General features: G+C 59.7%; 15 protein-coding genes and 4 tRNA genes. 12 read left to right on the forward strand and 7 right to left on the reverse strand.

The window, feature by feature from the left end; translation table 11 throughout:
- Nucleotides 1–27: 27 nt before the first annotated feature.
- The 5 genes from AB5Y83_RS04085 to AB5Y83_RS04105 form a co-directional block, all read right to left on the reverse strand.
- On the reverse strand, nucleotides 28–543 hold the full coding sequence (locus AB5Y83_RS04085; protein ID WP_139741969.1) for a ricin-type beta-trefoil lectin domain protein: 516 nt from the start codon (nucleotides 541–543) through the stop codon (nucleotides 28–30).
- Nucleotides 544–722: 179 nt separating this feature from the next.
- Nucleotides 723–799, reverse strand: a tRNA-Pro gene (locus AB5Y83_RS04090).
- Nucleotides 800–875: 76 nt separating this feature from the next.
- A tRNA-Leu gene (locus AB5Y83_RS04095) sits at nucleotides 876–961 on the reverse strand.
- A gap of 20 nt (nucleotides 962–981) precedes the next feature.
- Nucleotides 982–1,057: transfer RNA gene (locus AB5Y83_RS04100), tRNA-His, on the reverse strand.
- 51 nt (nucleotides 1,058–1,108) lie between these two features.
- Nucleotides 1,109–1,185 (reverse strand) — tRNA-Arg (locus AB5Y83_RS04105).
- A gap of 237 nt (nucleotides 1,186–1,422) precedes the next feature.
- Between AB5Y83_RS04105 and AB5Y83_RS04110 the strand changes: the two genes are divergently transcribed.
- The 10 genes from AB5Y83_RS04110 to AB5Y83_RS04155 all read left to right on the forward strand — a co-directional run bounded on the left by AB5Y83_RS04110 (nucleotide 1,423) and on the right by AB5Y83_RS04155 (nucleotide 18,099).
- Nucleotides 1,423–2,019: a TetR/AcrR family transcriptional regulator gene (locus AB5Y83_RS04110; protein ID WP_005339267.1), complete on the forward strand. Its 597-nt coding sequence runs from the start codon at nucleotides 1,423–1,425 to the stop codon at nucleotides 2,017–2,019.
- On the forward strand, nucleotides 2,016–3,149 hold the full coding sequence (locus AB5Y83_RS04115; RefSeq protein WP_005355753.1) for an efflux RND transporter periplasmic adaptor subunit: 1,134 nt from the start codon (nucleotides 2,016–2,018) through the stop codon (nucleotides 3,147–3,149). Before AB5Y83_RS04110 ends, AB5Y83_RS04115 begins: the two co-directional genes overlap by 4 nt.
- A 15-nt stretch (nucleotides 3,150–3,164) precedes the next feature.
- The gene (locus AB5Y83_RS04120; protein WP_362785776.1) at nucleotides 3,165–6,245 is read left to right on the forward strand and encodes a multidrug efflux RND transporter permease subunit; all 3,081 of its coding nucleotides are present in this window, start codon (nucleotides 3,165–3,167) and stop codon (nucleotides 6,243–6,245) included.
- A gap of 118 nt (nucleotides 6,246–6,363) precedes the next feature.
- A complete protein-coding gene (locus AB5Y83_RS04125) occupies nucleotides 6,364–8,331 on the forward strand; it encodes an ATP-binding protein (protein WP_139462301.1) in 1,968 nt (655 codons plus the stop codon).
- Nucleotides 8,332–8,407: 76 nt separating this feature from the next.
- The gene (gene gorA, locus AB5Y83_RS04130) at nucleotides 8,408–9,757 is read left to right on the forward strand and encodes a glutathione-disulfide reductase (protein ID WP_368174743.1); all 1,350 of its coding nucleotides are present in this window, start codon (nucleotides 8,408–8,410) and stop codon (nucleotides 9,755–9,757) included.
- A 463-nt stretch (nucleotides 9,758–10,220) separates the two neighbouring features.
- Nucleotides 10,221–11,915, forward strand: coding sequence for a potassium-transporting ATPase subunit KdpA (gene kdpA / locus AB5Y83_RS04135; protein ID WP_201938525.1), 1,695 nt, complete (start codon nucleotides 10,221–10,223; stop codon nucleotides 11,913–11,915).
- A gap of 67 nt (nucleotides 11,916–11,982) precedes the next feature.
- Nucleotides 11,983–14,040: a potassium-transporting ATPase subunit KdpB gene (kdpB, locus tag AB5Y83_RS04140; protein WP_368174744.1), complete on the forward strand. Its 2,058-nt coding sequence runs from the start codon at nucleotides 11,983–11,985 to the stop codon at nucleotides 14,038–14,040.
- A 62-nt stretch (nucleotides 14,041–14,102) separates the two neighbouring features.
- Nucleotides 14,103–14,630 (forward strand): potassium-transporting ATPase subunit C, encoded by a 528-nt coding sequence (locus AB5Y83_RS04145; RefSeq protein WP_368174745.1) that lies wholly within the window; start codon nucleotides 14,103–14,105, stop codon nucleotides 14,628–14,630.
- Between the two features lie 126 nt (nucleotides 14,631–14,756).
- Nucleotides 14,757–17,345 (forward strand): DUF4118 domain-containing protein, encoded by a 2,589-nt coding sequence (locus AB5Y83_RS04150; RefSeq protein ID WP_368174746.1) that lies wholly within the window; start codon nucleotides 14,757–14,759, stop codon nucleotides 17,343–17,345.
- A gap of 70 nt (nucleotides 17,346–17,415) precedes the next feature.
- Nucleotides 17,416–18,099 carry a response regulator gene (locus tag AB5Y83_RS04155; RefSeq protein WP_042022976.1) on the forward strand — a complete coding sequence of 228 codons (684 nt, stop codon included), beginning with the start codon at nucleotides 17,416–17,418 and terminating at the stop codon, nucleotides 18,097–18,099.
- Between the two features lie 4 nt (nucleotides 18,100–18,103).
- On the opposite strand, the gene AB5Y83_RS04160 is transcribed toward AB5Y83_RS04155, so the two are convergent.
- Nucleotides 18,104–19,231 (reverse strand): multidrug effflux MFS transporter, encoded by a 1,128-nt coding sequence (locus AB5Y83_RS04160; RefSeq protein ID WP_368174747.1) that lies wholly within the window; start codon nucleotides 19,229–19,231, stop codon nucleotides 18,104–18,106.
- Between the two features lie 92 nt (nucleotides 19,232–19,323).
- Here AB5Y83_RS04160 and AB5Y83_RS04165 point away from each other — a divergent pair, with 92 nt between their 5' ends.
- Entirely contained in the window at nucleotides 19,324–20,148 is an 825-nt protein-coding gene (locus AB5Y83_RS04165) for a helix-turn-helix transcriptional regulator (protein ID WP_368174748.1), read from the forward strand.
- Here the strand turns inward: AB5Y83_RS04165 and AB5Y83_RS04170 are convergent.
- On the reverse strand, nucleotides 20,078–20,311 hold the full coding sequence (locus tag AB5Y83_RS04170) for a hypothetical protein (protein WP_368174749.1): 234 nt from the start codon (nucleotides 20,309–20,311) through the stop codon (nucleotides 20,078–20,080). The genes AB5Y83_RS04165 and AB5Y83_RS04170 overlap by 71 nt on opposite strands.
- A gap of 292 nt (nucleotides 20,312–20,603) precedes the next feature.
- Between AB5Y83_RS04170 and AB5Y83_RS04175 the strand changes: the two genes are divergently transcribed.
- Nucleotides 20,604–21,854 carry a valine--pyruvate transaminase gene (locus tag AB5Y83_RS04175; protein ID WP_368174750.1) on the forward strand — a complete coding sequence of 417 codons (1,251 nt, stop codon included), beginning with the start codon at nucleotides 20,604–20,606 and terminating at the stop codon, nucleotides 21,852–21,854.
- Nucleotides 21,855–21,856 lie beyond the last annotated feature (2 nt).

Genomic DNA, 21,856 nt, shown 5'->3' on the forward strand with positions numbered 1-21,856 from the left:
AATCCCGACATTAGAATCAACAAAGCCTCACCATGTGAGGCTTTGTTTTTTCAGAGTCTCCAGCCAGGGATTGGGCCGCTGCCAGCTGAAGCTCTGGTTCGCCCCACCGTAGCATTCAGCCAGCCGCAGCGGCGTGCCGGGGGTATGGCGTCGCCCGGCCACATCGAGGCAGCGGGAAACCTTGCTGTTGAACAGCTTGTCTTTCTGCCACTCCCACTGCGCCTGACCGTCACAGGGTGCCAGCATCAACTCGCTGTCGTTTTTGGCTTGCAAACAGAGATCCTGCAGGCGCAACTCACCCAGATCCCACTCGAACAGTTGATCGTCTTTTCCGCTGCAAGGTTGTGCCAACACCTTCTGTTGGGACACCGCAACGCAAAAATCACCGCTGGTCAGCAAGGGGGAGAGAGAACGCTCCTCCTGCGGTTGTGATGCAATGGAGCCCATCATCACATCGGTGGATGGCGGCTTGATGGTACAGCCCCCTAGCAGCAAGGCAGCCAGCATGGCGGGGGAGCAAGCAAAGGAAATTTTGTTATTCATGGAAAAATGCCTGAAATGGGCCGATGACATCCGGTTGTCAGTGACTCGAGGCTGAAGCATAACCGAAAGGCGGGGCGCGCTGCCCAAATAGAGTGTAAACAGACGTAACAGGGAGAGAGTACTGGCACAGCGGAGGCCGGAAAGCAAAAAACCCCGCCGAAGCGAGGTTTTTCTAAATGTGGTCGGTGATAAAGGATTCGAACCTTTGACCCTCTGGTCCCAAACCAGATGCGCTACCGGACTGCGCTAATCACCGAGGCTATTTCTTTCAAAATAGTTTACTTCAAAAAAACAAAGACGACCTTATGGTCATCCTCGTCATACAGCAAGTATGGTGCGAAGAGAGGGACTCGAACCCTCACACCCGGGGGGCACTAACACCTGAAGCTAGCGCGTCTACCAATTCCGCCACCTTCGCGTACCTGACAAGCTGTAAAATGGGGTGGCTGATGGGGCTCGAACCCACGACAACCGGAATCACAATCCGGGACTCTACCAACTGAGCTACAGCCACCACAGCTGTTTTCGTTCCACAACAACGCCCGTTTGACCGACGCACTTTTGATGGTGCGCCCGACAGGATTCGAACCTGTGACCTCTGCCTCCGGAGGGCAGCGCTCTATCCAGCTGAGCTACGGGCGCTACGCTGTCGAACGGGGCGCATTATTAATGATGGTTGCTGGTTTGTCTACACTTTTCTGTCACCGAAACACTGTTCGTTGTTTTTTCAAGCACATTGCGCACTTTTCTTCCACTATTCCCCTGCTGACAGCCGAAGAGGGGCAGATCGCAGTCGCAAATCGCCTTGCTGCCTTGACTTGACTTGATTTGATGCCCATCTAGAATGAATGAACGTTCATTCAATCGAAAGTCACACTGATGATTCTGGATAAAAAAGAGAGCATCTTCAACGCGGCCCATGAGGTGCTGGGTGAACGGGGTTTTCATGGTCTGTCGATTGCGGAAGTCGCCAAGAAGGCCAATGTTGCCACCGGCACCATCTATCGCTACTTCGGCGACAAGGATGATCTGATCCGGCAACTGCACCAGCACACTATCTTGCAGTGTGTGCCCATGGTCATGGCCGATGTAGCAATCGATAAAGTTTCATTTCAACAATTTCGCCAATTATGGCTCAATATTCATGCCATTTTTGTTAACGAACCCAACGCTATCCGGTGCAAATTGCAGTACGAGAGCTCTCCGCTAGGGGCAGAATTGGAGACCAATCCTGTCATTCTGGCCGCCTGGGAGCCTCTGGACCGATTTTTTGAACAGGGCGTTGAACAAGGATTGTTTATTGATTTACCGATACGGGCACTCCAGGTGTTGAGTCTGGACAGTGTCATGCATCTGGCCCTGCAGTGCAGGGTTCACAACATCACGCTGACCGAATCGCAGTTGGAAACCGCGATCCGGGCCAGCTGGAATGCCATTTTATCCCCCAATCTTTCCACCTCAGGAGCCTGTTCATGAAAAAGTGGATGGCCATTATGTTGCTGATAGCGATCGCCTTGTTTGGCAGCGTCATCGGCTTCAATTTGTTCAAACAGAAGATGATTGCCCAATACATGGCCAACCGGCCGGAACCCGAGTTCCCCGTCACCGCCATGGTGACCAAGGCGCAGGATTGGGTACCGACCATCGAAGCAATCGGCTTCATCGAGCCGAATCAGGGGGTGACCCTCTCCACCGAACTGGCCGGCACCATTGACGCCATCACCTTCGAGTCAGGCAAACCGGTCAAGGCAGACCAGCTGCTGCTGAGCCTGGACTCCACCGTGGAGCGGGCCAATCTGCGCGCCTCCCAGGCCAAGCTGCCGGCGGCAAAAGCCAAGTTCGATCGTTTCCAGAACCTCTACAAGACCAGCTCCATCTCCAAAGAGCAGCTGGATGAAGCCGAAGCGGCCTATCGCTCACTGGAAGCAGATATCGAGAGTCTGAAGGCGACCATTGCCCGTCGTGAAGTGCGCGCGCCCTTTAGCGGCGTGGTCGGCCTGCGCAATGTGTTCCTCGGTCAGTATCTGCAGCCAGGCACAGATATCGTGCGCCTGGAGGATACCAGCGTGATGCGCCTGCGCTTCACCGTGCCCCAGACCGATATCTCCAAAATCAAGCTGGGCCAGACCATCAAGATCAATGTGGATGCCTATCCGCAAACCCAGTTTGACGGTCATATCACCGCCATCGAGCCTGCGGTCAACTTCCAGAGCGGCCTGATCCAGGTACAAGCAGACATTCCGAACAACGACGGTCAGTTGCGTTCCGGTATGTTCGCCCGCGCCAGCATCATTCTGCCGACGGTGAAAGATCAGATTGTGATCCCGCAGACCGCTATCTCCTTCACCCTTTACGGTCAGAACGTCTACGTGCTCAAAGAGGGCGAAGAGACCGACAAAGAGGGTAACAAGGTGAAAGTACTGCGAGCCAAGCAGGTGGTGGTCAAGGCTGGTGAACGCCGTGGCAACGATGTGCATGTGCTCTCCGGCATCCAGGCCGGTGACCAGATCGTACTGTCGGGTCAGGTTCGCCTGAGCAACGACACCAAGGTGCATGTGGTCGAGAACGATGCCCTGGCCGTTCCGGCACAAACCCCGATGCTGTAAGCGCGGAGATCTGCGATGCGATTTACTGACATATTTATAAAACGGCCTGTGCTGGCGATCTCGCTCAGCTTCCTGATCGCCTTGCTGGGCTTTCAAGCCATCTTCAAGATGCAGGTACGGGAATACCCCGAGGTGACCAACACGGTGATCACCGTCAGCACTGGCTACTATGGCGCCAGTTCTGATCTGATCCAGGGGTTCATCACCCAGCCGCTGGAACAGGCGGTCGCGCAAGCCGACAACATCGACTTCATGACCTCCTCCAGCCAGCTGGGCAGCTCAACCATCACTGCGTACATGAAGCTCAACACCGACCCCAACGCCGCGTTGTCCGACATCCTGGCGAAGGTGAACTCGGTGCGCTCCCAGTTGCCGAAAGAGGCGGAAGACCCGTCGGTCACCTCCTCCACCGGTTCAACCACGGCGGTGCTCTACCTCGGCTTTACCAGCCCGGAGCTCAATTCCAGCCAGATCACCGACTATCTGGAGCGGGTTATCAAGCCGCAGCTCTTTACCGTGGGCGGGGTCTCCAAGGTTGACCTCTACGGCGGTGTCGAGTTTGCCCTGCGGGTATGGCTGGATCCGGCCAAGATGGCGGCCTTCAACCTGACTGCCAGTGACGTGATGACGGTGCTCAACAGCAACAACTATCAGTCCGCGACAGGTCAGGCGACCGGTTACTTCACCCTGTTCAACGGCAACGCCGAGACCCAGGTCAAGGATGTCGACGAGCTGAAGCGTCTGGTCGTTGCTACCCGTGACGGCAAGGTGATCCGCCTTTCCGACATTGCCAAGGTGACCCTCGAGAAGAGCCACGACATCTATCGCGCCAGCGCCAACGGCCGCGAAGCAGTGGTCATGGCGGTCAACGCCGCGCCGACAGCCAACCCCATCAACATCGCCCACGATGTGCTGGCGTTGCTGCCGAGCCTTGAGCGCAATATGCCGAGCACCATGCGTCTCAACGTGATGTATGACTCAACAGTGGCGATCAACGAGTCCATCCACGAGGTTATCAAGACCATCCTGGAGGCAGCCGCCATCGTTCTGGTGGTCATCACCCTGTTCCTCGGTTCGTTCCGCGCGGTCATCATCCCGATCATCACCATTCCGCTCAGTCTTATCGGCGTAGTGATGATGATGGATATGTTCGGCTTCTCGATAAACCTGATGACCCTGCTGGCGATGGTGCTGGCGATCGGTCTGGTAGTGGATGACGCCATCGTGGTGCTGGAGAACGTCGACCGCCATATCAAGGAGGGGGAAGAACCGTTCCGGGCCGCCATTATCGGTACCCGTGAAATTGCGGTGCCGGTTATCGCCATGACGGTTACTCTGGCGGCGGTATACGCGCCTATCGCCCTGATGGGGGGTATCACAGGCTCCCTGTTCAAGGAGTTTGCCCTGACGCTAGCCGGTGCCGTGTTCGTCTCGGGCATCATCGCCCTGACTCTGTCACCGATGATGTGTTCCAAGATGCTCAAGGCCAACGAGAAGCCGGGCAAGTTCGAGAGTACAGTCCACCACCTGCTGGAGCGGATGACCGATCGCTACGACAGCATGCTGCACGCCGTGATGAAAAAGCGCCCCGTCATCGTGGTGTTCGCCGTCATCGTGTTCGCCAGCCTGCCGCTGCTGTTCAAGTTCATCCCGAGCGAACTGGCACCGTCAGAGGACAAGGGGGTAATGGCCGTGCTGGGTACCGCACCGTCCAACGCCAACCTGGACTACATCGAAAACACCATGGCGGATGTGAACAAGATCCTGGACGACCAGCCCGAGATCGCCTTCTCCCAGGTCTTCTCAGGGGTGTTCAACGCCAACCAGGCGTTCGGTATCGCCTCCATGGTGCCCTGGAGCCAACGTGAAGCGAGCCAGAAAGAGGTGCTGGACCGGGTAGCCAATCTGGTGAAAGACATCCCGGGTATGGCCATCACCACCTTCCAGTTCCCGGAACTGCCGGGTGCATCGAGTGGTCTGCCGATCCAGTTCGTCATCACCACTCCGAACAGCTTCGAAAGCCTGTTCCTGGTGGCCGGGGAAATTCTGGCAGCGACGCAGAGTAACGGTCAGTTCGTCTATTCGGATCTCGATCTGAACTACGACTCCGCCACCATGAAGATCCGCATCGACAAGGACAAGGCGGGTGCCTACGGCATCACCATGCAGGATATCGGAATCACCATGGGTACCATGATGGCGGACGGTTACGTCAACCGTATCGACCTGGATGGCCGCTCCTACGAGGTGATCCCGCAGGTCGAGCGCAAGTACCGTCTCAATCCGGAGTCCATCAAGGGCTATTACGTGCGGGCCGCAGACGGCAAGTCGATCCCGCTCGGCAGCCTGATCAGCATTGAAGTGGTTGGCGAGCCCCGCGCCCTGCCCCACTTCAACCAGCTGAACTCCGCCACCATCGGCGCCGTTCCGGCTCCGGGCGTGGCCATGGGTGATGCGATCAACTGGTTCCAGACCACCGCCGACGAGAAGCTGCCGCAAGGCTATCGTTACGACTTCATGGGTGAAGCCCGTCAGTTCGTCACCGAAGGCAATGCGCTCTATGCCACCTTCGCGCTGGCACTGGCTATCATCTTCCTGGTGCTGGCAATCCAGTTCGAGTCGGTGCGTGACCCGCTGGTCATCATGGTCTCTGTACCGCTTGCCATCAGCGGGGCCTTGATTGCCCTGGCATGGGGTATGGCGACCATGAACATCTATTCCCAGGTGGGCCTCATCACCCTGGTGGGTCTGATTACCAAGCACGGTATCCTGATCTGTGAAGTAGCGAAGGAAGAGCAGCTGCTGCGCGGCATGAACCGGATGGAAGCCGTGATGCAAGCCGCCAAGGTGCGTCTGCGTCCGATCCTGATGACCACCGCCGCCATGATTGCCGGTCTGATCCCGCTGCTCTACGCCGCTGGTGCCGGTGCGGCACAGCGTTTCAGCATTGGTATCGTCATCGTGGCCGGTCTTGCCATCGGTACCCTGTTCACCCTGTTCGTGCTGCCAGTGATCTACACCTATCTGGCTTCCGAGCACAAACCCTTGCCGGTATTCGATGAAACCATTCCGCCCAAAGCAAACGGCGGACATTAATCATCAATGAGATGCAAAGGCCCCGTATCGGGGCCTTTTTTATGCTTCGCAGGAAAGACGACATAAGTGCATGAAGCAGTTAAACTAAAAAACACCACATCCAGACCGCAAGGACGCCATGTCAGGACTCTTCTCCAAGACCGCCAGGGCCGTAGGCCGCAACGGACTCTCATATCGCCTGCTCTCCTACATTCTGGTCTGCAGTACCGTATTGGCGATGATCATTACGGCGCTGCAACTCGCGTGGGATTACCGCAAGGATGTCGCCGTCATCGAAGACAGCATCGGCCAGATCGAGGCCTCGTTCCTGCAACCCATCGCCGCCAGCTTGTGGAACCTGGATGAAGAGCAGGTCAAAGTGCAAATTGAAGGGATCATGAACCTGCCCAACATGCAGTTCGTGATGGTCAAGGAGATGCTCGGCAACTCCGAAGTCCCGCTGCTGACCCAGGGGGTCGAGCGGGAAAGCTATGATATCTCCCGCGAATTCAACCTCACCTATCAGGGTGAAATCGTCGGCAAGCTGTTCGTTGCCGCCTCTCTCGAGCAGATCTACCAGCGCCTCATCGAAAAATCGGTGCTGATCATGGTCAGCCAGACCATCAAGACCCTGGTGGTCTCATTTTGCATCCTGATCATCATTTACTATCTGGTGGTCAGGCACATCAACCGCATCGCCAACTACGCCCAGAAGTTCAACCTCGATCGGCTCGACATGGCGCTGGAGCTGGAAGGCCGCCCGCAGCCACGCAAGAAACCCGATGAGCTGGATACCCTGGTCTCCACCCTCAACCAGATGCGTACCCGACTGCGTGACGAGCTGGTTGCTCGCCATCAGGCGGTCGAACAACTGCAAAAGGAACGGGACTTCTCCGCCACCCTGATCAACTCCGCCAACATGGTCATCTGCTGCATGGAACCGGATTTGACCATCGCCAGCATCAACCCGGCAGCCATCTTGCTGACCGGCTACCACCAGCAGGAGCTGCTGCAACACAACTGGCTGGATCTCTTTGTCAGCCCGGCGCAACGGGAAGAGCTGAACGATATTCTGGCGGCGGAAGGTTCACTGTCAGACAAAGAGGTCATCATGCATGACCAGCAGGCTCATGAGCTGGTACTGCAATGGACCTTCGTACCCTTCTACGATGGTCCCAACCTCAAGTACCAGATCGGGTTTGGCTACGACATCACTCAGCTGAAAAAGGTCGAGCGGGAGATAATCCAGCTCAACGAACAGCTGGAAGGCAAGGTGGTGGAACGCACCCGCAGCCTGAGTGAAGCCAACAACCAGCTCGGCAAGGCGTACGACGACCTGAAACAGGCCCAGCAGACCCTGGTGGAGTCGGAGAAGATGGCCTCCCTCGGCTCGCTGGTGGCCGGGGTGGCACACGAGATCAACACTCCGATCGGCATCAGCGTGACCGCCTCCTCCTACCTGCAAGAGCGGGTCGCCGACTTCAAGTCTCATATCGACTCCAAGCAGCTGTCGCGCTCCTATCTCAACGAGTTCACCGTCAACCTCGACGAATCGATGCAGCTGCTGCAGAGCAACCTGCGCCGCGCCTCCGAGCTGATTGCCAGCTTCAAGCAGGTGGCTGTCGACCAGTCATCGGAAGCGCGCTACAACTTCAGTCTCGCCGACAACCTGCATCAGGTGGTGGTCTCGCTTGGCCACAAACTGAAGAAGAGCCAGTGCGAAGTGGATATCCAGTGCGATCCCAAGCTGTCTATCTTCTCCTTCCCGGGCAGTTTTACCCAGATCTACTCGAACCTGATCCTCAACTCCATCAACCACGGGTTCGACAGCTGGGACAAACCGAAGAAGATCACCATCAAGGTGGAACAGCAGGGAGAGGAGCTGTTTATCGACTATTCGGACAACGGCCGCGGCATCCCGCCAGAAATCTTGCCGCGCATCTTCGATCCCTTCGTCACCTCCAAGCGGGGTCAGGGGGGCAGCGGTCTGGGCACTCACATCATCTACAACCTGGTAGTACAACTGCTAAAAGGCCGTATCAGCTGTGCCAGCGAACCGGGCCAGGGCGCCCAGTTCCATATTCGCCTGCCGATCCAACATAACTGAGCGCTGGCTCTTGTGAGCCAGCCGCTTTATCCCCATCATGCTGTGATTGCATTCTTAATGAGCGGAGAACCTCGCAATGGCACAGCATTTTGACTATATCGCCATCGGCGGCGGCAGCGGCGGTATCGCCTCTGCCAACCGGGCTGCCATGTACGGTAAGAAAGTTGCCCTGATTGAAGCCAAAGAGTTGGGTGGAACCTGCGTCAACGTAGGCTGCGTACCGAAGAAGGCCATGTGGTATGCCGGCCAGATCGCCGATGCCCTGAAATATGGCGCCGACTACGGCTTTGACACCACCCTAAACCACTTCAACTGGGCCAAGCTGGTCGAGTCCCGCCAGGCCTACATCGGCCGCATTCACCAGTCCTATCAGAACGTGCTGGGCAAGAACCAGATCACCGTCATCAAGGGCTTCGCCCGCTTCGTCAGCAGCAACACCATCGAGGTTAATGGCGAGCACTACACGGCCGATCATATCCTGATCGCTACCGGTGGCCGCCCGGAAATTCCGGCGATCCCGGGTGCCGAGCTGGGTATCGACTCCGACGGTTTCTTCGATCTGCAAAGCCAACCCAAGCGGGTTGCCGTGGTTGGAGCTGGCTACATCGCAGTCGAGATCGCCGGGGTGATGCAGGCACTCGGCTCAGAGACCCATCTGGTGGTGCGCAAGCACGCACCGCTGCGCAACTTCGACCCCATGATCCACGAGACACTGGTCGAAATCATGGCGCAGGAAGGGCCCAAGCTGCACACCCACGCCATTCCCAAAGCCGTGCTCAAGAACGCTGACAACAGCCTGACCCTGCAACTGGAAGATGGCCGCCATCTCACCGTCGACTGCCTGATCTGGGCCATCGGCCGGGTACCGGCTACCGACAACCTCAATCTAGCTGCCGCTGGCATCACGCTGGACGAGAAGGGCTTTATCCCGACCGACAAGTTCCAGAACACCGCCGTCGCCAACATCTATGCAGTGGGTGACAACACGGGTCGCATCCAGCTCACCCCGGTGGCCGTCGCTGCGGGCCGTCGCCTCTCCGAACGGCTGTTCAACAACAAGCCGAACGAGCACCTCAACTACGATCTGGTACCGACCGTGGTGTTCAGCCACCCGCCCATCGGCACCATAGGCATGACCGAACCGGAAGCCATCGCCGAATACGGCGAGGACCAGGTGAAGGTCTACCGCAGCCAGTTCACCGCCATGTACTCGGCACTGACCCAGCATCGCCAGCCCACTCGGATGAAGCTGGTCTGTGTCGGCCCGGAAGATAAGGTGGTCGGTCTGCACGGTATCGGCTTTGCGATGGACGAGATCCTGCAAGGCTTCGGCGTCGCCATGAAGATGGGTGCCACCAAGGCGGACTTCGACAACTGCGTGGCTATCCATCCGACCAGTGCAGAAGAGTTCGTGACAATGCGATAGGTACGTTTGAAGTTGACCTTTCACGAGGAGCCAGCTTCGACAACCATCTAACCCCTTCTCCCAAACCCGGCTCAGGCCGGGTTTTTTGATCACTCCTCGCCATTTATCTCGCAAATCCGTCGTTCTTTACGCCGATTTTACGCCTGCCACATGGCGCTTTATGGCGCCTTTACGCCTGTTTTACATACCCTTTTCAGCGTCAATGACACCAACAGAGTCGATATGGTCTTACATCGGCTCTCGCAGCTAATTATCTCAATGGAGTCGATATGAATTGGCTATATCTGCTGCTCGTCCTCGCCTTGATGGCCTATCTGATGCGCGCACTCACGCGCACTCACGAGTGAGGGACTACCTATATGCAGCAAGAAATTATCTACCCGGTGGCCAGCAAACTGCCGAGCCTCGTGAGCAATCCAATGCGTGCCCTGACGCACCGTGACCACGAGTGAGGAACTAGAACATGTGGCAAGAAATAATCTATCCGGTGGCCTTCGTGCTGCTGGTTCTGCTACCGGCACCGCTGCTGGGCAACTACATTTATCGGGTATTTGAAGGCAAAATCCGCTGGCTGGCACCGGTCGAGCGCGCCACACTGGCTTGCTGTGGCACCGATGGGCGGGAGCAGGACTGGAAGTCCTACGCCCTCAGCTTGCTGGCCTTCAACGGCGCCGGTTTCGGTCTGCTGTTCCTGATCTTGATGGCGCAGGGGTTGCTGCCCCTCAACCCGCAACAACTGCCTGGTCTGAGCTGGCAACTGGCATTCAACACCGCGGTCAGCTTTATGACCAACACCAACTGGCAAGCCTATTCCGGTGAGGCCAGCCTCTCCTACTTCAGCCAGATGGTAGGCCTGACCACCCAGAACTTCGTCTCCGCAGGGACGGGCGCCGCCGTCGCCATTGCCCTGTTCCGCGGTATCGCTCGTCAGCAGACCATCAACCTTGGCAACTTCTGGCAGGATCTGGTGCGTTTCTGCCTCTATGTGCTGCTGCCCATCGCGCTGATCATGGCGCTGGTGCTGGTATGGCAAGGGGTGCCGCAAAGCCTGTCAGCCTATCTGCCGTTCCACGGTGTGGAAGGTCAGGAGCAGCTGCTGCCCCTCGGCCCGGCGGCCTCGCAGATCGCCATCAAGCAGCTGGGCTCCAACGGCGGCGGCTTCTTCGGCATCAACTCGGCACATCCGTTCGAGAACCCGACAGCCCTCTCCAACTGGCTGGAGATGGTCGCCCTGCTCACCATCGCTGCCGCCATGGTCTTTACTCTGGGCCGCTATGTGAAGGACATGGCCCACAGCCGCGCCATTCTCGGTGCCATGACCCTCATGCTGGTGCTGGGGCTCTTCGTCTCCCTCTCCCAGGAGCTGAAACCGGATCACGCCCTCGCCCAGTTCACCACTGACGCCAGCAACATGACTGGCAACTGGGAAGGCAAGGAGAGCCGCTTCGGCCCTGTGCTCTCCAGCATCTGGGAAGTGGCGACGACTGCCGCCTCCAACGGTGCCGTCAACGCCATGCACGACAGCTTTACTCCGCTCGGCGGCATGGTTGGCATGATCAACATGCTGCTGGGTGAGGTCATCTTCGGCGGGGTCGGCTCCGGTATCTACGGCATGATGCTGTTCGTGTTGCTGACCGTGTTCCTGTGCGGCCTGATGGTGGGACGTACCCCGACCTATCTGGGCAAACGCCTCGGCATCACCGAGATGAAGTGGGTGGTTGCCAGCATGCTGGTCATGCCGGTGGGGGTTTTGGTGATCGGTGGTGTCACCCTGCTGATGCCGGATGCCAGCACCATCATCGGCCATGATGGCCCGCACGGTCTGTCACGCCTCATCTATGCCTACGCCTCGGCTGCCGGCAACAACGGCTCCGCCTTCGCCGGTTTTGCCGCCGGTGACAACTGGCAGTGCATCGCCATCGGTCTGGCCATGCTGCTCGGTCGCTTCGGCTACATCATTCCGGTACTGGCCATCGCCGGTCAGCTGGCCCGTGCGCCCCGTCAGGAGACGAGCGAAGGGGACTTCCCCATCAGCGGCCCGCTGTTCGTTACCCTGCTGATCATCACCGTCCTGCTGATAGGTGGCCTCTCCTTCCTGCCGGTGCTGGCACTGGGCCCGGTAGCTGAACATCTGAGTCTGATCGGAGGGGCACTCTGATGAACCTGACCCTGTCGATCACCATCCGGATGCCAATCGCCAACTATCTGATGCTGGGAGCTTTCCAATGAGCAAGTCCACTGCAATGAGCACCGACACCATGTTGGTGAAGGGCAAAAAACAGAAATCACAGCTCATCCAGGCAATGGTTGAGGCCCTCTATCGCTTCAATCCCAAGGCGCTGTTTGGCAGTCCCATCCTGTTCACCCTCTGGCTGGCCGCAGTCATGGCGACCGTGGAGTCCCTGCTGGGGCAGCCTTTCTCCGGCGTCGTCCCCTCGCTGGCCTGGCAGCTGACCGCCTGGCTCTGGCTGACCCTCTGGTTTGCCAACTTCGCGGAAACCCTGGCCGAGGGGCGCGGCAAGGCTCGCGCCGACAGCCTGAAGGCGGGCATGAGCCAGCTCAAGGCCCGTCGTGTGGCGAATGCCAAAGATGGTCAGGGCGAGTGGGTACCCGCCACCAGCCTGATGAAGGGGGACCTGGTGCTGGTACGCAGCGGCGAGATGATCCCGGCCGACGGTGAAGTGATCGCCGGTATCGCCTCGGTCAACGAGGCGGCCATCACCGGCGAATCCGCCCCCGTCATCCGCGAGTCGGGTACCGACCGCAGCGGCGTGACCGGCAATACCACCGTCGTTTCAGACGAGATCTGGGTACGCGTCAGCAACAATCCGGGCGAAAGCACGCTGGATCGCATGATTGCACTAGTGGAAGGGGCCAAGCGCCAGAAGACCCCCAATGAGATGGCGCTCGACGCCCTGCTGGTGGGCTTGACCCTGATCTTCCTGCTGGTGGTGGCTACCCTGCCCTGGTTCCTCGACTACAACGGCACCCAGGTACCGCGCCTCTACCTGATCGCCCTCTTCATTACCCTGATCCCGACCACCATCGGCGGCCTGCTCTCCGCCATCGGCATCGCCGGTATGGATCGACTGGTGAAGCTGAACGTCATCGCCAAGTCTGGCCGTGCCGTGGAAGCGGCTGGTGACGTGCGTACCCTGCTGCTGGACAAGACCGGCACCATCACCTTCGGCAACCGGATGGCCGACGAGTTGATCCCGGCACCGGGCGTCGACCCCGCCCTGCTGGCACAAGCGGCCATGCTGGCCTCGCTGGGTGACAACACCCCAGAGGGCAAATCCATCCTGACTCTGGCCAGCAAGAGCATGGCCAAGCCGAGCCAGCTGGAGAGCGACAAGGTGATCCCCTTCAGCGCCGAAACCCGGCTGAGCGGACTGGATCGCAACGGTCATCAATATCGCAAGGGTGCGGTAGATGCCGTGTTGAACTACCTCAGCCTCGACCGCAAGGCGGTGCCTGAGCTGGTGCTCAAGTCAGTCGACAGCATCGCCCGTCAGGGTGGGACTCCGCTGCTGGTCTGCACTCAGGAGAAACTGCTGGGGGTGGTCTACCTCAAGGACATCATCAAGCCCGGTATCAAGGCTCGCTTCCAGATCCTGCGCCATATGGGGATCCGTACCGTGATGATCACCGGTGACAACCCGAAAACCGCCGCCGCCATCGCCGCCGAAGCCGGGGTGGATGACTTCATCGCCGAAGCAACGCCGGAGAAGAAGCTCGCCTATATCCGGCAGGAGCAGGCCGATGGCCGTCTGGTTGCCATGTGCGGCGACGGTGCCAACGATGCGCCCGCACTGGCGCAGGCTGACGTGGGGCTGGCCATGAACGAGGGTACCCAGGCCGCCAAGGAGGCGGGCAACCTGGTGGATCTCGACTCCAACCCCACCAAGCTGCTGGACGTGGTGCTGGTCGGCAAACAGCTGCTGGTGACCCGTGGCGCCCTGACCACCTTCTCCATCGCCAACGACGTGGCCAAGTACTTTGCCATCCTGCCAGCCCTGTTCATCGCCGCCTACCCGCAACTGGGGGCACTGAACCTGATGCAGCTGGGCAGCCCGCAGAGCGCCATCCTGTCGGCCATCATCTTCAACGCCCTGATCATTGTGGCGCTGGTGCCGCTGGCGCTGCGTGGTGTCGACCTGAAAGGCTCGGCCGCCAGCCTGCTGCGCCGCAACCTGCTGATCTACGGTGTCGGCGGCCTGCTGGTGCCGTTTATCGGCATCAAGCTGATCGATCTGGTCATTACCGGCCTGGGTCTGGTGTAACGACATAACCGGGATGCGGGGCAGACCCGCATCCCCTGCCATCCATTTGGAGCAAGAGAATCATGATAGCAATCAGAACCCTGTTAACCCTGACCCTGCTGCTGGGAGTGGGTTATCCGCTGGCGGTCACCGGGCTGGCCCAACTGCTGTTCCCCTGGCAGGCCAACGGCAGCCAGCTGACCGACAGCAAGCAGCAACTGATCGGTAGCGCCCTGCTGGGGCAGAAATTCGAGCGGGCTGACTACTTCCATCCCCGCCCCTCCGCCAGCGACTTCAACACCATTGGCGGCAGCGCCAGCAATCTGGGGATGAGTTCACCACTTCGGGCCGAGTTTGCCGAACAGGCCGCCAAGACACAGCCTGAAACCAGCTCCCCCGCCATGCTGACCCGCTCCGCCTCCGGCCTCGATCCCCACCTGCCGCTGGATGCGGTGCTGGCTCAGGTCGACCGCGTCGCCAAAGAACGTGGACTGGATCCCGCCCAACTGACGGAGCAGGTCAAGTCGGCCACACAAGCTGGTATCCTTGGCCCGCAGGTGGTCAACATTCTCCAGCTGAATCTGCAACTGGATCATAAAAAGGGCGCCTGATGGCGCCCATTCCGGTTTGGTGATGACCTCGATTTTCGAAACGGGCGGTTGGCTCGATAGGGATAACAATGGCTGATGTAGCAAGCGCCGACGCCCTGCTGGCGAATCTGATGCAGGAGCATGGGGATGCGTGATGAGGTAAGGGCCGACGCCCTGCTGGCGAGCCTGGAACAGGAGCACAAGGGCAAGCTGAAGGTGTTTCTCGGGGCCGCTCCCGGCGTCGGCAAGACCTACGCCATGCTGCAGGCGGTGCGGGAACAGGCCAAAGAGGGGGTCGACATCCTGATCGGCGTGGTGGAGACCCACGGCCGGCAGGAGACCCTGGCCCTGCTCGACAAGCTCGCCATCATGCCGCGCAAGATCCACATGCACCGCCAGCAGCGACTGGAGGAGATGGATCTCGACGGTCTGCTCGCCCGCAAACCAGCCATCGCCGTGGTGGATGAGCTGGCCCACAGCAACGCCCCCGGCAGCCGCCACGAGAAGCGCTGGCAGGATGTGGAGGAGCTGCTCAACGCCGGGATCGACGTCTACACCACCCTCAACGTGCAACATCTGGAGAGTCTCAACGATCTGGTGTGGCAGCTGACCGGGGTCAGGGTGAAAGAGACTCTGCCCGATCAGGTGCTGCTGGAAGCCGACAGTCTGGTGCTGATCGACCTGCCCCCCAAAGAGCTGCTCGGCCGCCTCAAGGAGGGCAAGGTCTATGTGCCCCATCAGGCCAAGGCTGCGTTGCAATCCTTCTTCTCCCTCAACAACCTCACCGCATTGCGGGAGCTGGCGATGCAGACCGCCGCCAGCCATGTGGAGGGCGATCTGCAACTGCAGTGGCAGGCAGCAGGCAAGAGCACCTTGCCGCTGCGGGGCAAGCTGATGGTTTGTCTCGGTGACCTGCACGGCTCGGCGCTGGTGCGCTACGGCCACCGCTTTGCCCAGCGCCGCCAGCTTCCCTGGCTGGTGGTGCATGTCGACAGCAATGGCCGCCGCTCTGCCGACGTGGAGCAGGCGCTGGCGCTTGCCTCCCACCTCGGCGCCAAGGTGCTGACTCTCTCCAGCCCGGCGGTCGCCAACACCCTGTTGGAGACCGCCGAACAGCAGCAAGTCTCCCAACTGCTGCTCGGCAAACCCCACAAGGCCCCGTGGCGCCGCTCGCTGGTGCAACACCTGCTCAAGCAGGCGCAGGGGCTCGAAATCACCCTGGTCGATACCGAGAAACACAAACCCAAAGTGGGGATGCACGCCCCGACGCCGAAGGATATTCACCATAGCCTGCTGGCGGTGGTGATCATGGGGATCACCTCGGCCGCCGCCTGGGGACTCTCCTACTGGCTGCCGCCCGCCGCTCTGCCGCTGCTGTTCGTACTGGGGGTGCTGGCGACCGCCCTCACCACCAGTCTGGTGCCCGCGACGCTGGCGGCGGTGCTGGGCTTTATCGCCCACAATCTGCTCTTTACCGCCCCCTACTTCTCCCTGAGCGTCGCCAACCACAGCGACCTGCTCACCCTGTTTGTGCTGCTTATCGTTGGCATGACGGCGGGACGGCTCGCCTCCCGCCAGCGGCAACAGCTGATCGGCCTGCGCGAGACCCAGCAGCTGGGCAATGCATTGCTCTCCCTCAGTCAGAGGCTGGCCACCGCCAGCAGCCCGGAGGAGGTGCTCAGACAAGGTGCCCAAGCCATTTCGCTGGCACTCGGCCAGCCGACCGTGGTGATCGACAAAGAGTTCAACGACCGGCTCGGCAACGAGAAGCACAGGCCCGGACAGACCGACAAGGCGGCCATCGACTGGTGTCTGGCCCAGAAACAGAGCGCCGGGGCCCATACCGCAACCCTCAATGCCGCCGAGGCCCAGTATCACCACCTCAGCGACGATCTGGTGATCGGCATCAACCTCAGCAATCCGCTCTCCTCCTCCGCCGAACACCAGTTACAGGCGCTGCTCACCGACATTCGTGCGGCACTGGCGCGGATCGATCTCAACGAACGGCTGGCCGACAGCCAGTTGCAGGCCGAGACCGACCGGATGCGGGCCGCCTTGCTCTCCTCGGTCTCCCACGATTTGAAAACCCCGCTGGCGACCATCATGGGGGCTGGCAGCACCCTGCTGGAATATGGTGACCGGATTCCGCCGGACGATCGCAATGAACTGCTCCATTCGGTACAGGATGAGGCACGCCGCCTCCACAGCTATGTGCAGAATCTGCTGGATATGACCCGCATCGGTTCCCCCGACTTCCAGCTGAAACGGGACTGGGTCGATCTGGCGGATCTGGTGGAGAGCGCCCGCAAGCGGCTCGACTCCTCCTGGCGCCAGCACAAGCTGCTGGTCCATTTCGATCAGCATGTGCCCCAGCTCTATGTGCACGGCGCCCTGATCGAGCAGGTGCTGGTCAATATCCTCGACAACGCCTCCCGCTACTCACCGGCAGGCACCCCCATCGAGTTCAAGGTGATGCTGGCCGAGCCCGACCTCATCATCGACATCATCGATATCGGGGTCGGTATCGCCGAGTCGGATCGGGAGAAGATCTTCAACCTCTTCTACACCCAGCCGGTGGGTGATTGCGGCAGCCGTGGCACCGGGCTTGGCCTCGCCATTTCCCGCGCTATGATAGAGGCCCACGGCGGCAAGATTTGGGCCTTCTCAGGCCCCAATGGCAACGGCACCTGCATGCGCATCTCCCTGCCACTCGCCCTCAATTCACCGGAGGTCTGATGGCTGACCGCCCGATCGGGAGCACACTCCTGTCACTCAGCCCCTCCCACCATTCGCCTCTGGAGGTTCGATGGCGCACATTCTGGTCATAGATGATGAAGCGGCGATCCGTCGCTTTCTGCGGATCAGCCTGATTGCCGAGGGGCATCAGGTGAGTGAGGCGGTAGGGGTCAATGAAGGGCTGGAGCAGTATCGCCACCTCAACCCCGATCTGGTGATCCTCGATCTCGGCCTGCCGGATGGCGATGGCATTCAGGTGTTGCAGGCCATTCGCGAGCATCACCCCAACCCGGTGCTGGTGCTGTCGGCCCGCGATTCGGAGCAGGAGAAGGTGCGGCTACTGGATGCCGGAGCCAACGACTACATGAGCAAGCCGTTCGGCATCGGCGAGATGATGGCCCGCATCCGCGTGCTCTTGCGCCAACGGGCCGGCGTCAGCAGCGGCGAGCGACGCCACTTCCCTCAATGCGGCCTGACGCTGGATATCAGCAGCCACAAGGTGACCATGAAGGAGGAGGAGATCCCCCTCTCCCGCAAGGAGTTCGCCCTGCTGCAGGCGCTGGTGTGCCACCCCGGCAAGCTGGTAATGCAGACCCAGCTGCTCAACGACATCTGGGGGCCAAGCCACAAGGAGGACACCCACTACCTGCGTATCGTCATCGCCAGCCTGCGCAAAAAGCTGGGGGATAACCCCCAGCAACCGACGCTTATCGAGACCGAATCCGGTATTGGCTACCGCTTTGTCGGCAACTGACGTTTCACGTGGAACGACGCCCGCAGCAAATCAGTGCCAATAGACCGCAGCCACTGAGCAACAGGCCGAGATCCTGCAATCCGGCCGCCACCGCCAACCCCAGACTGAGCAGCAGGTAGTAGCCAAGCCCGAACAGGGCGCCAGCACTGCCTGCCACTTCGCGATAGGCCAACAGCGCCTGGCTCAGCACATTGGGGATCGCCACCCCATAGGCCACCACAATCCCCATCATGGGCAACAGGAACCAGAGGTTGGTCTGACTCGCCCAGACCAGCAGCCCGGCAACCAGCGCCAGAACGCAAGCCAGTCGGATCAGAGAGGACGGCAGCCACCCTCTCCCCAGCAGATGCTTGTTGAGCAGACTGCCGAGCAGAGTCGCCAGCGCCAGCAAGATCCCCGAGTAACCAAACTCGCCAGTGCTCAATCCCAGCCCGGCAAACAGGAAGGGCGCCAGACTGTAGTAGCCAAACAGCATGGTGTTGAACAGCGCGACCAACACGGCACTGCGCCAGAGTCCGCCATCCTTCATCATCCGGCATGCCAGCGGCCAAAGCGCGACTTGCCGGGTGGTGGCCGGGCGGGTTTCCGGCAGTTGCCAGCAGGTCACCAGCAGCAAGCCAACCGCCAGCACCAGCAGACCACTGAACACCCCGAGATAGCCAAACCAGCTCGCCAGCTGGCCGCCACTAAGTAGCCCCAGTACCGGGCTCAAGGAGAGCGCAATGCCCATCACCGAGAAGACCCGCGCCAGATCGCTGCCCTGATAGCTATCGCGCAGCATGGTCTGGGTCACCACGGAACCCACCGCGGCACCAAAGGCCGAGATGACCCGAGCCAGCAGCAGGGTTTCAAACTGATTAGCCAGCAGCGCCAGCAAGGTGCCGACGCCATAGGTGAGCAGACCCGCCAACATGGCGGGGCGCCGCCCGATCAGATCGCAGAGCCGTCCCCAGCAGACCACACCCACCGCAAACGCCAGAAAATAGACCGACAGAGTCTGGGATGCCTGCCCCTCGCTCACCCGAAACTGGCTGGCGATGTGGGTCAGCACTGGGCTGTAGATGGTCTCCACGATCTGGGGAAACATCATCAATCCCACCACCAGCCAGAGCGGTGGCAACTTGTTGTTCATGACAAACCTCCTTCATAAGAGGTCGCCATTCTAGAGAGATGCCGATTGTCCGATTACAATAAGCAGGACTATAAACATCAAAAATAGGACATATGGCCTTTATTCTTCCCGATCACCCTTTTGACCCCGACCAGCTGACGGGCAGCGTGATCGGCATTGCTTCCGCGCTCGGCTGGCACGACTCTGGCCTGCATCAGCATCAGCGCCATCAGCTGCTGTTCGCTCAATCCGGCTGCATGACCATGGAGCTGGATGGTCGGGTCTGCCTGCTGCCGCCCACCCGTGCCGCCTGGCTGCCAGCGGGCACTGCCCACCGGATCTTGATGCGCGGTGTCGTCGCCTACCGATCCCTCTACTTCCAGCCGCACCCAGAGTTGCCCGCCACGGTGGAGGTGCTGGCGGTCAATCCGCTGCTGCACGAACTGATCGAACGGATGGCACTCTGGCCGTGGGACAAACCGCAAGAGCAGCAGCAACGGACGGTAGGACTGTTTATGGAGGAGTTGGGGCTGGCACCGCGGGAGTCGTGGCAGTTGCCGCTACCGACCGATCCCAGACTGGGCGGCTGGCTACAGCAGTTAAAACGGGGAGATGCCCTGCCCGATCGGCTCAACCGGCTGGCCGAACGGGTGGGAGCCAGTGACAAGACCATTGGCCGCATCTTTATGCGGGAGACCGGCATGAGCTATCAGGCGTGGCGTCAGCAGTGGCGGCTGTTGCGCGCCATGGAGTTGCTGGCAGAAAGCGAGCCCATCAGCCGGATTGCCGCTGCGCTGGAGTTCTCCAGCGACAGCGCCTTCATCAGCTTCTTCAAACAACATACGGGGCAGACTCCCCTGCGCTACCTCAGCTCTCGGGGTGAGTCGCCACCGCCTGACTCGCCTCCACCACCAGGGTATCCAGCGCCAGCGGCTTGAGGTTGTACAGCGCATCCTGCACCACGGCATGAGATGCCTGCTGCAACTCGCTCTGTACATCCTGCTCCAGCTGGGCACTCTCCTGCTCGGGCCGCGGGTTGTCGTTGGCCATCACGTTCAGGCTCAGGGCACTCACAATCAAGGTGGCGATCAGGCTTTTCATCTGGTTTGCTCCGGTATGGTTGAGATGACCAGATAGCTATTCCAATTGTTGTGCCACTCTTCACAAATCACATAACATGATGATTTTGTTTAAATTCACCATCTTTCGATACCAAATTGAGTCGCAAAATGCATCCTGCTCGGTCATTTTTAAACCAACAGTTGGTACTTTTAACCACGCTTAATTTTTGCACCATGTTCCACGTGGAACGTCCCGTTATTTTGATCGACACCCGCTTTTAAACTGAGCTATGGTGCTACATCTTCGTAACTGACTCTGGATCTGTCACCGAATGGAATTTTCCTTGTTCGGCGAGAAGTTCACTCGCCACGCCGGTATTACCCAACTCATGGATGACCTCAATCAGGGGCTGACCAATCCGGATGCCATCATGCTGGGTGGCGGCAATCCTGCCCCCATCCCCGCCATGCTGGAACGCTTTCAGGCGGAAGCCAAGAGCCTGCTCGACAACGGCGAGCTGGTCAAAGCGATGGCCAACTACGACGGCCCCCAGGGCAAAGACAGGTTCACCAAGGCGCTGGCCGCCCTGCTCAGCAAGGAGCTGGGATGGGATATCACGTCCCGAAATATCGCCCTGACCAACGGCAGCCAGAATGCCTTTTTCTATCTGTTCAACCTGCTGGCCGGCGAATTTGCCGATGGCCGCAAGAAGAAGGTGCTGTTCCCGCTCGCTCCCGAATATATCGGCTATGCCGACTCGGCGCTGGCCGACGACTACTTCGTGGCCTACAAGCCCACCATCGAGAAACTGCCCGATGGCCAGTTCAAATACCACGTGGATTTCGATAGCCTGCAGGTGGGCGATGACATCGGGGTGATCTGTGTCTCTCGCCCGACCAACCCCACCGGCAACGTGCTGACCGACGAAGAGATCGAACACCTCGATCAGATCGCCCGCGACAAGGGAATCCCATTGCTGATCGACAACGCCTACGGCGTCCCCTTCCCGGGCATCATCTTCAGCGAAGCCAAGCCGTTCTGGAACGCCAACACCATTCTCTGCATGAGCCTCTCCAAGCTGGGTTTGCCGGGCACCCGTTGCGGCATCGTCATCGCCGACGAGAAGATCATTCAGGCCATCACCAACCTGAGCGGCATCATCAATCTGGCGCCGGGCAGTCTGGGGCCCGCCATCACCATCCCGATGATCGAGAGCGGCGATATCATCACTCTCAGCGAACAGGTGGTGAAACCCTTCTATCAGCAAAAAGCCGAGCTGGCGGTGCAGCTGCTGCGCGAAGCGATCCCCGACCCGCGCTTCCATATCCACAAGCCGGAAGGGGCCCTCTTCCTCTGGCTCTGGTTTGAAGGCTTGCCGATCCACTGTCAGGAGCTCTATGAGCGACTGAAGGCGAAGAACCTGCTGATCGTGCCGGGTCACTACTTCTTCCCCGGCATTGATGACCCCGAGTGGCGCCACAGCCAGGAGTGCATCCGCCTCAACTACTCCCAGAGCGAGGAGCTGGTTCGCCGCGGCATCGCCATTCTGGCTGACGAGATAAACGCCCTCTACGCTGGTTAATC

Source organism: Aeromonas sp. R5-4, from assembly GCF_040908215.1.
GTDB classification, from domain to species: domain Bacteria; phylum Pseudomonadota; class Gammaproteobacteria; order Enterobacterales; family Aeromonadaceae; genus Aeromonas; species Aeromonas veronii.

Coding starts and splice junctions, on each gene's coding strand:
- AB5Y83_RS04085 (WP_139741969.1), bottom strand. CDS start 543: ATGAATAACAAAATTTCCTTTGCTTGCTCCCCCGCCATGCTGGCTGCC.
- AB5Y83_RS04110 (WP_005339267.1), top strand. CDS start 1,423: ATGATTCTGGATAAAAAAGAGAGCATCTTCAACGCGGCCCATGAGGTG.
- AB5Y83_RS04115 (WP_005355753.1), top strand. CDS start 2,016: ATGAAAAAGTGGATGGCCATTATGTTGCTGATAGCGATCGCCTTGTTT.
- AB5Y83_RS04120 (WP_362785776.1), top strand. CDS start 3,165: ATGCGATTTACTGACATATTTATAAAACGGCCTGTGCTGGCGATCTCG.
- AB5Y83_RS04125 (WP_139462301.1), top strand. CDS start 6,364: ATGTCAGGACTCTTCTCCAAGACCGCCAGGGCCGTAGGCCGCAACGGA.
- gorA (WP_368174743.1), top strand. CDS start 8,408: ATGGCACAGCATTTTGACTATATCGCCATCGGCGGCGGCAGCGGCGGT.
- kdpA (WP_201938525.1), top strand. CDS start 10,221: ATGTGGCAAGAAATAATCTATCCGGTGGCCTTCGTGCTGCTGGTTCTG.
- kdpB (WP_368174744.1), top strand. CDS start 11,983: ATGAGCAAGTCCACTGCAATGAGCACCGACACCATGTTGGTGAAGGGC.
- AB5Y83_RS04145 (WP_368174745.1), top strand. CDS start 14,103: ATGATAGCAATCAGAACCCTGTTAACCCTGACCCTGCTGCTGGGAGTG.
- AB5Y83_RS04150 (WP_368174746.1), top strand. CDS start 14,757: ATGCGTGATGAGGTAAGGGCCGACGCCCTGCTGGCGAGCCTGGAACAG.
- AB5Y83_RS04155 (WP_042022976.1), top strand. CDS start 17,416: ATGGCGCACATTCTGGTCATAGATGATGAAGCGGCGATCCGTCGCTTT.
- AB5Y83_RS04160 (WP_368174747.1), bottom strand. CDS start 19,231: ATGAACAACAAGTTGCCACCGCTCTGGCTGGTGGTGGGATTGATGATG.
- AB5Y83_RS04165 (WP_368174748.1), top strand. CDS start 19,324: ATGGCCTTTATTCTTCCCGATCACCCTTTTGACCCCGACCAGCTGACG.
- AB5Y83_RS04170 (WP_368174749.1), bottom strand. CDS start 20,311: ATGAAAAGCCTGATCGCCACCTTGATTGTGAGTGCCCTGAGCCTGAAC.
- AB5Y83_RS04175 (WP_368174750.1), top strand. CDS start 20,604: ATGGAATTTTCCTTGTTCGGCGAGAAGTTCACTCGCCACGCCGGTATT.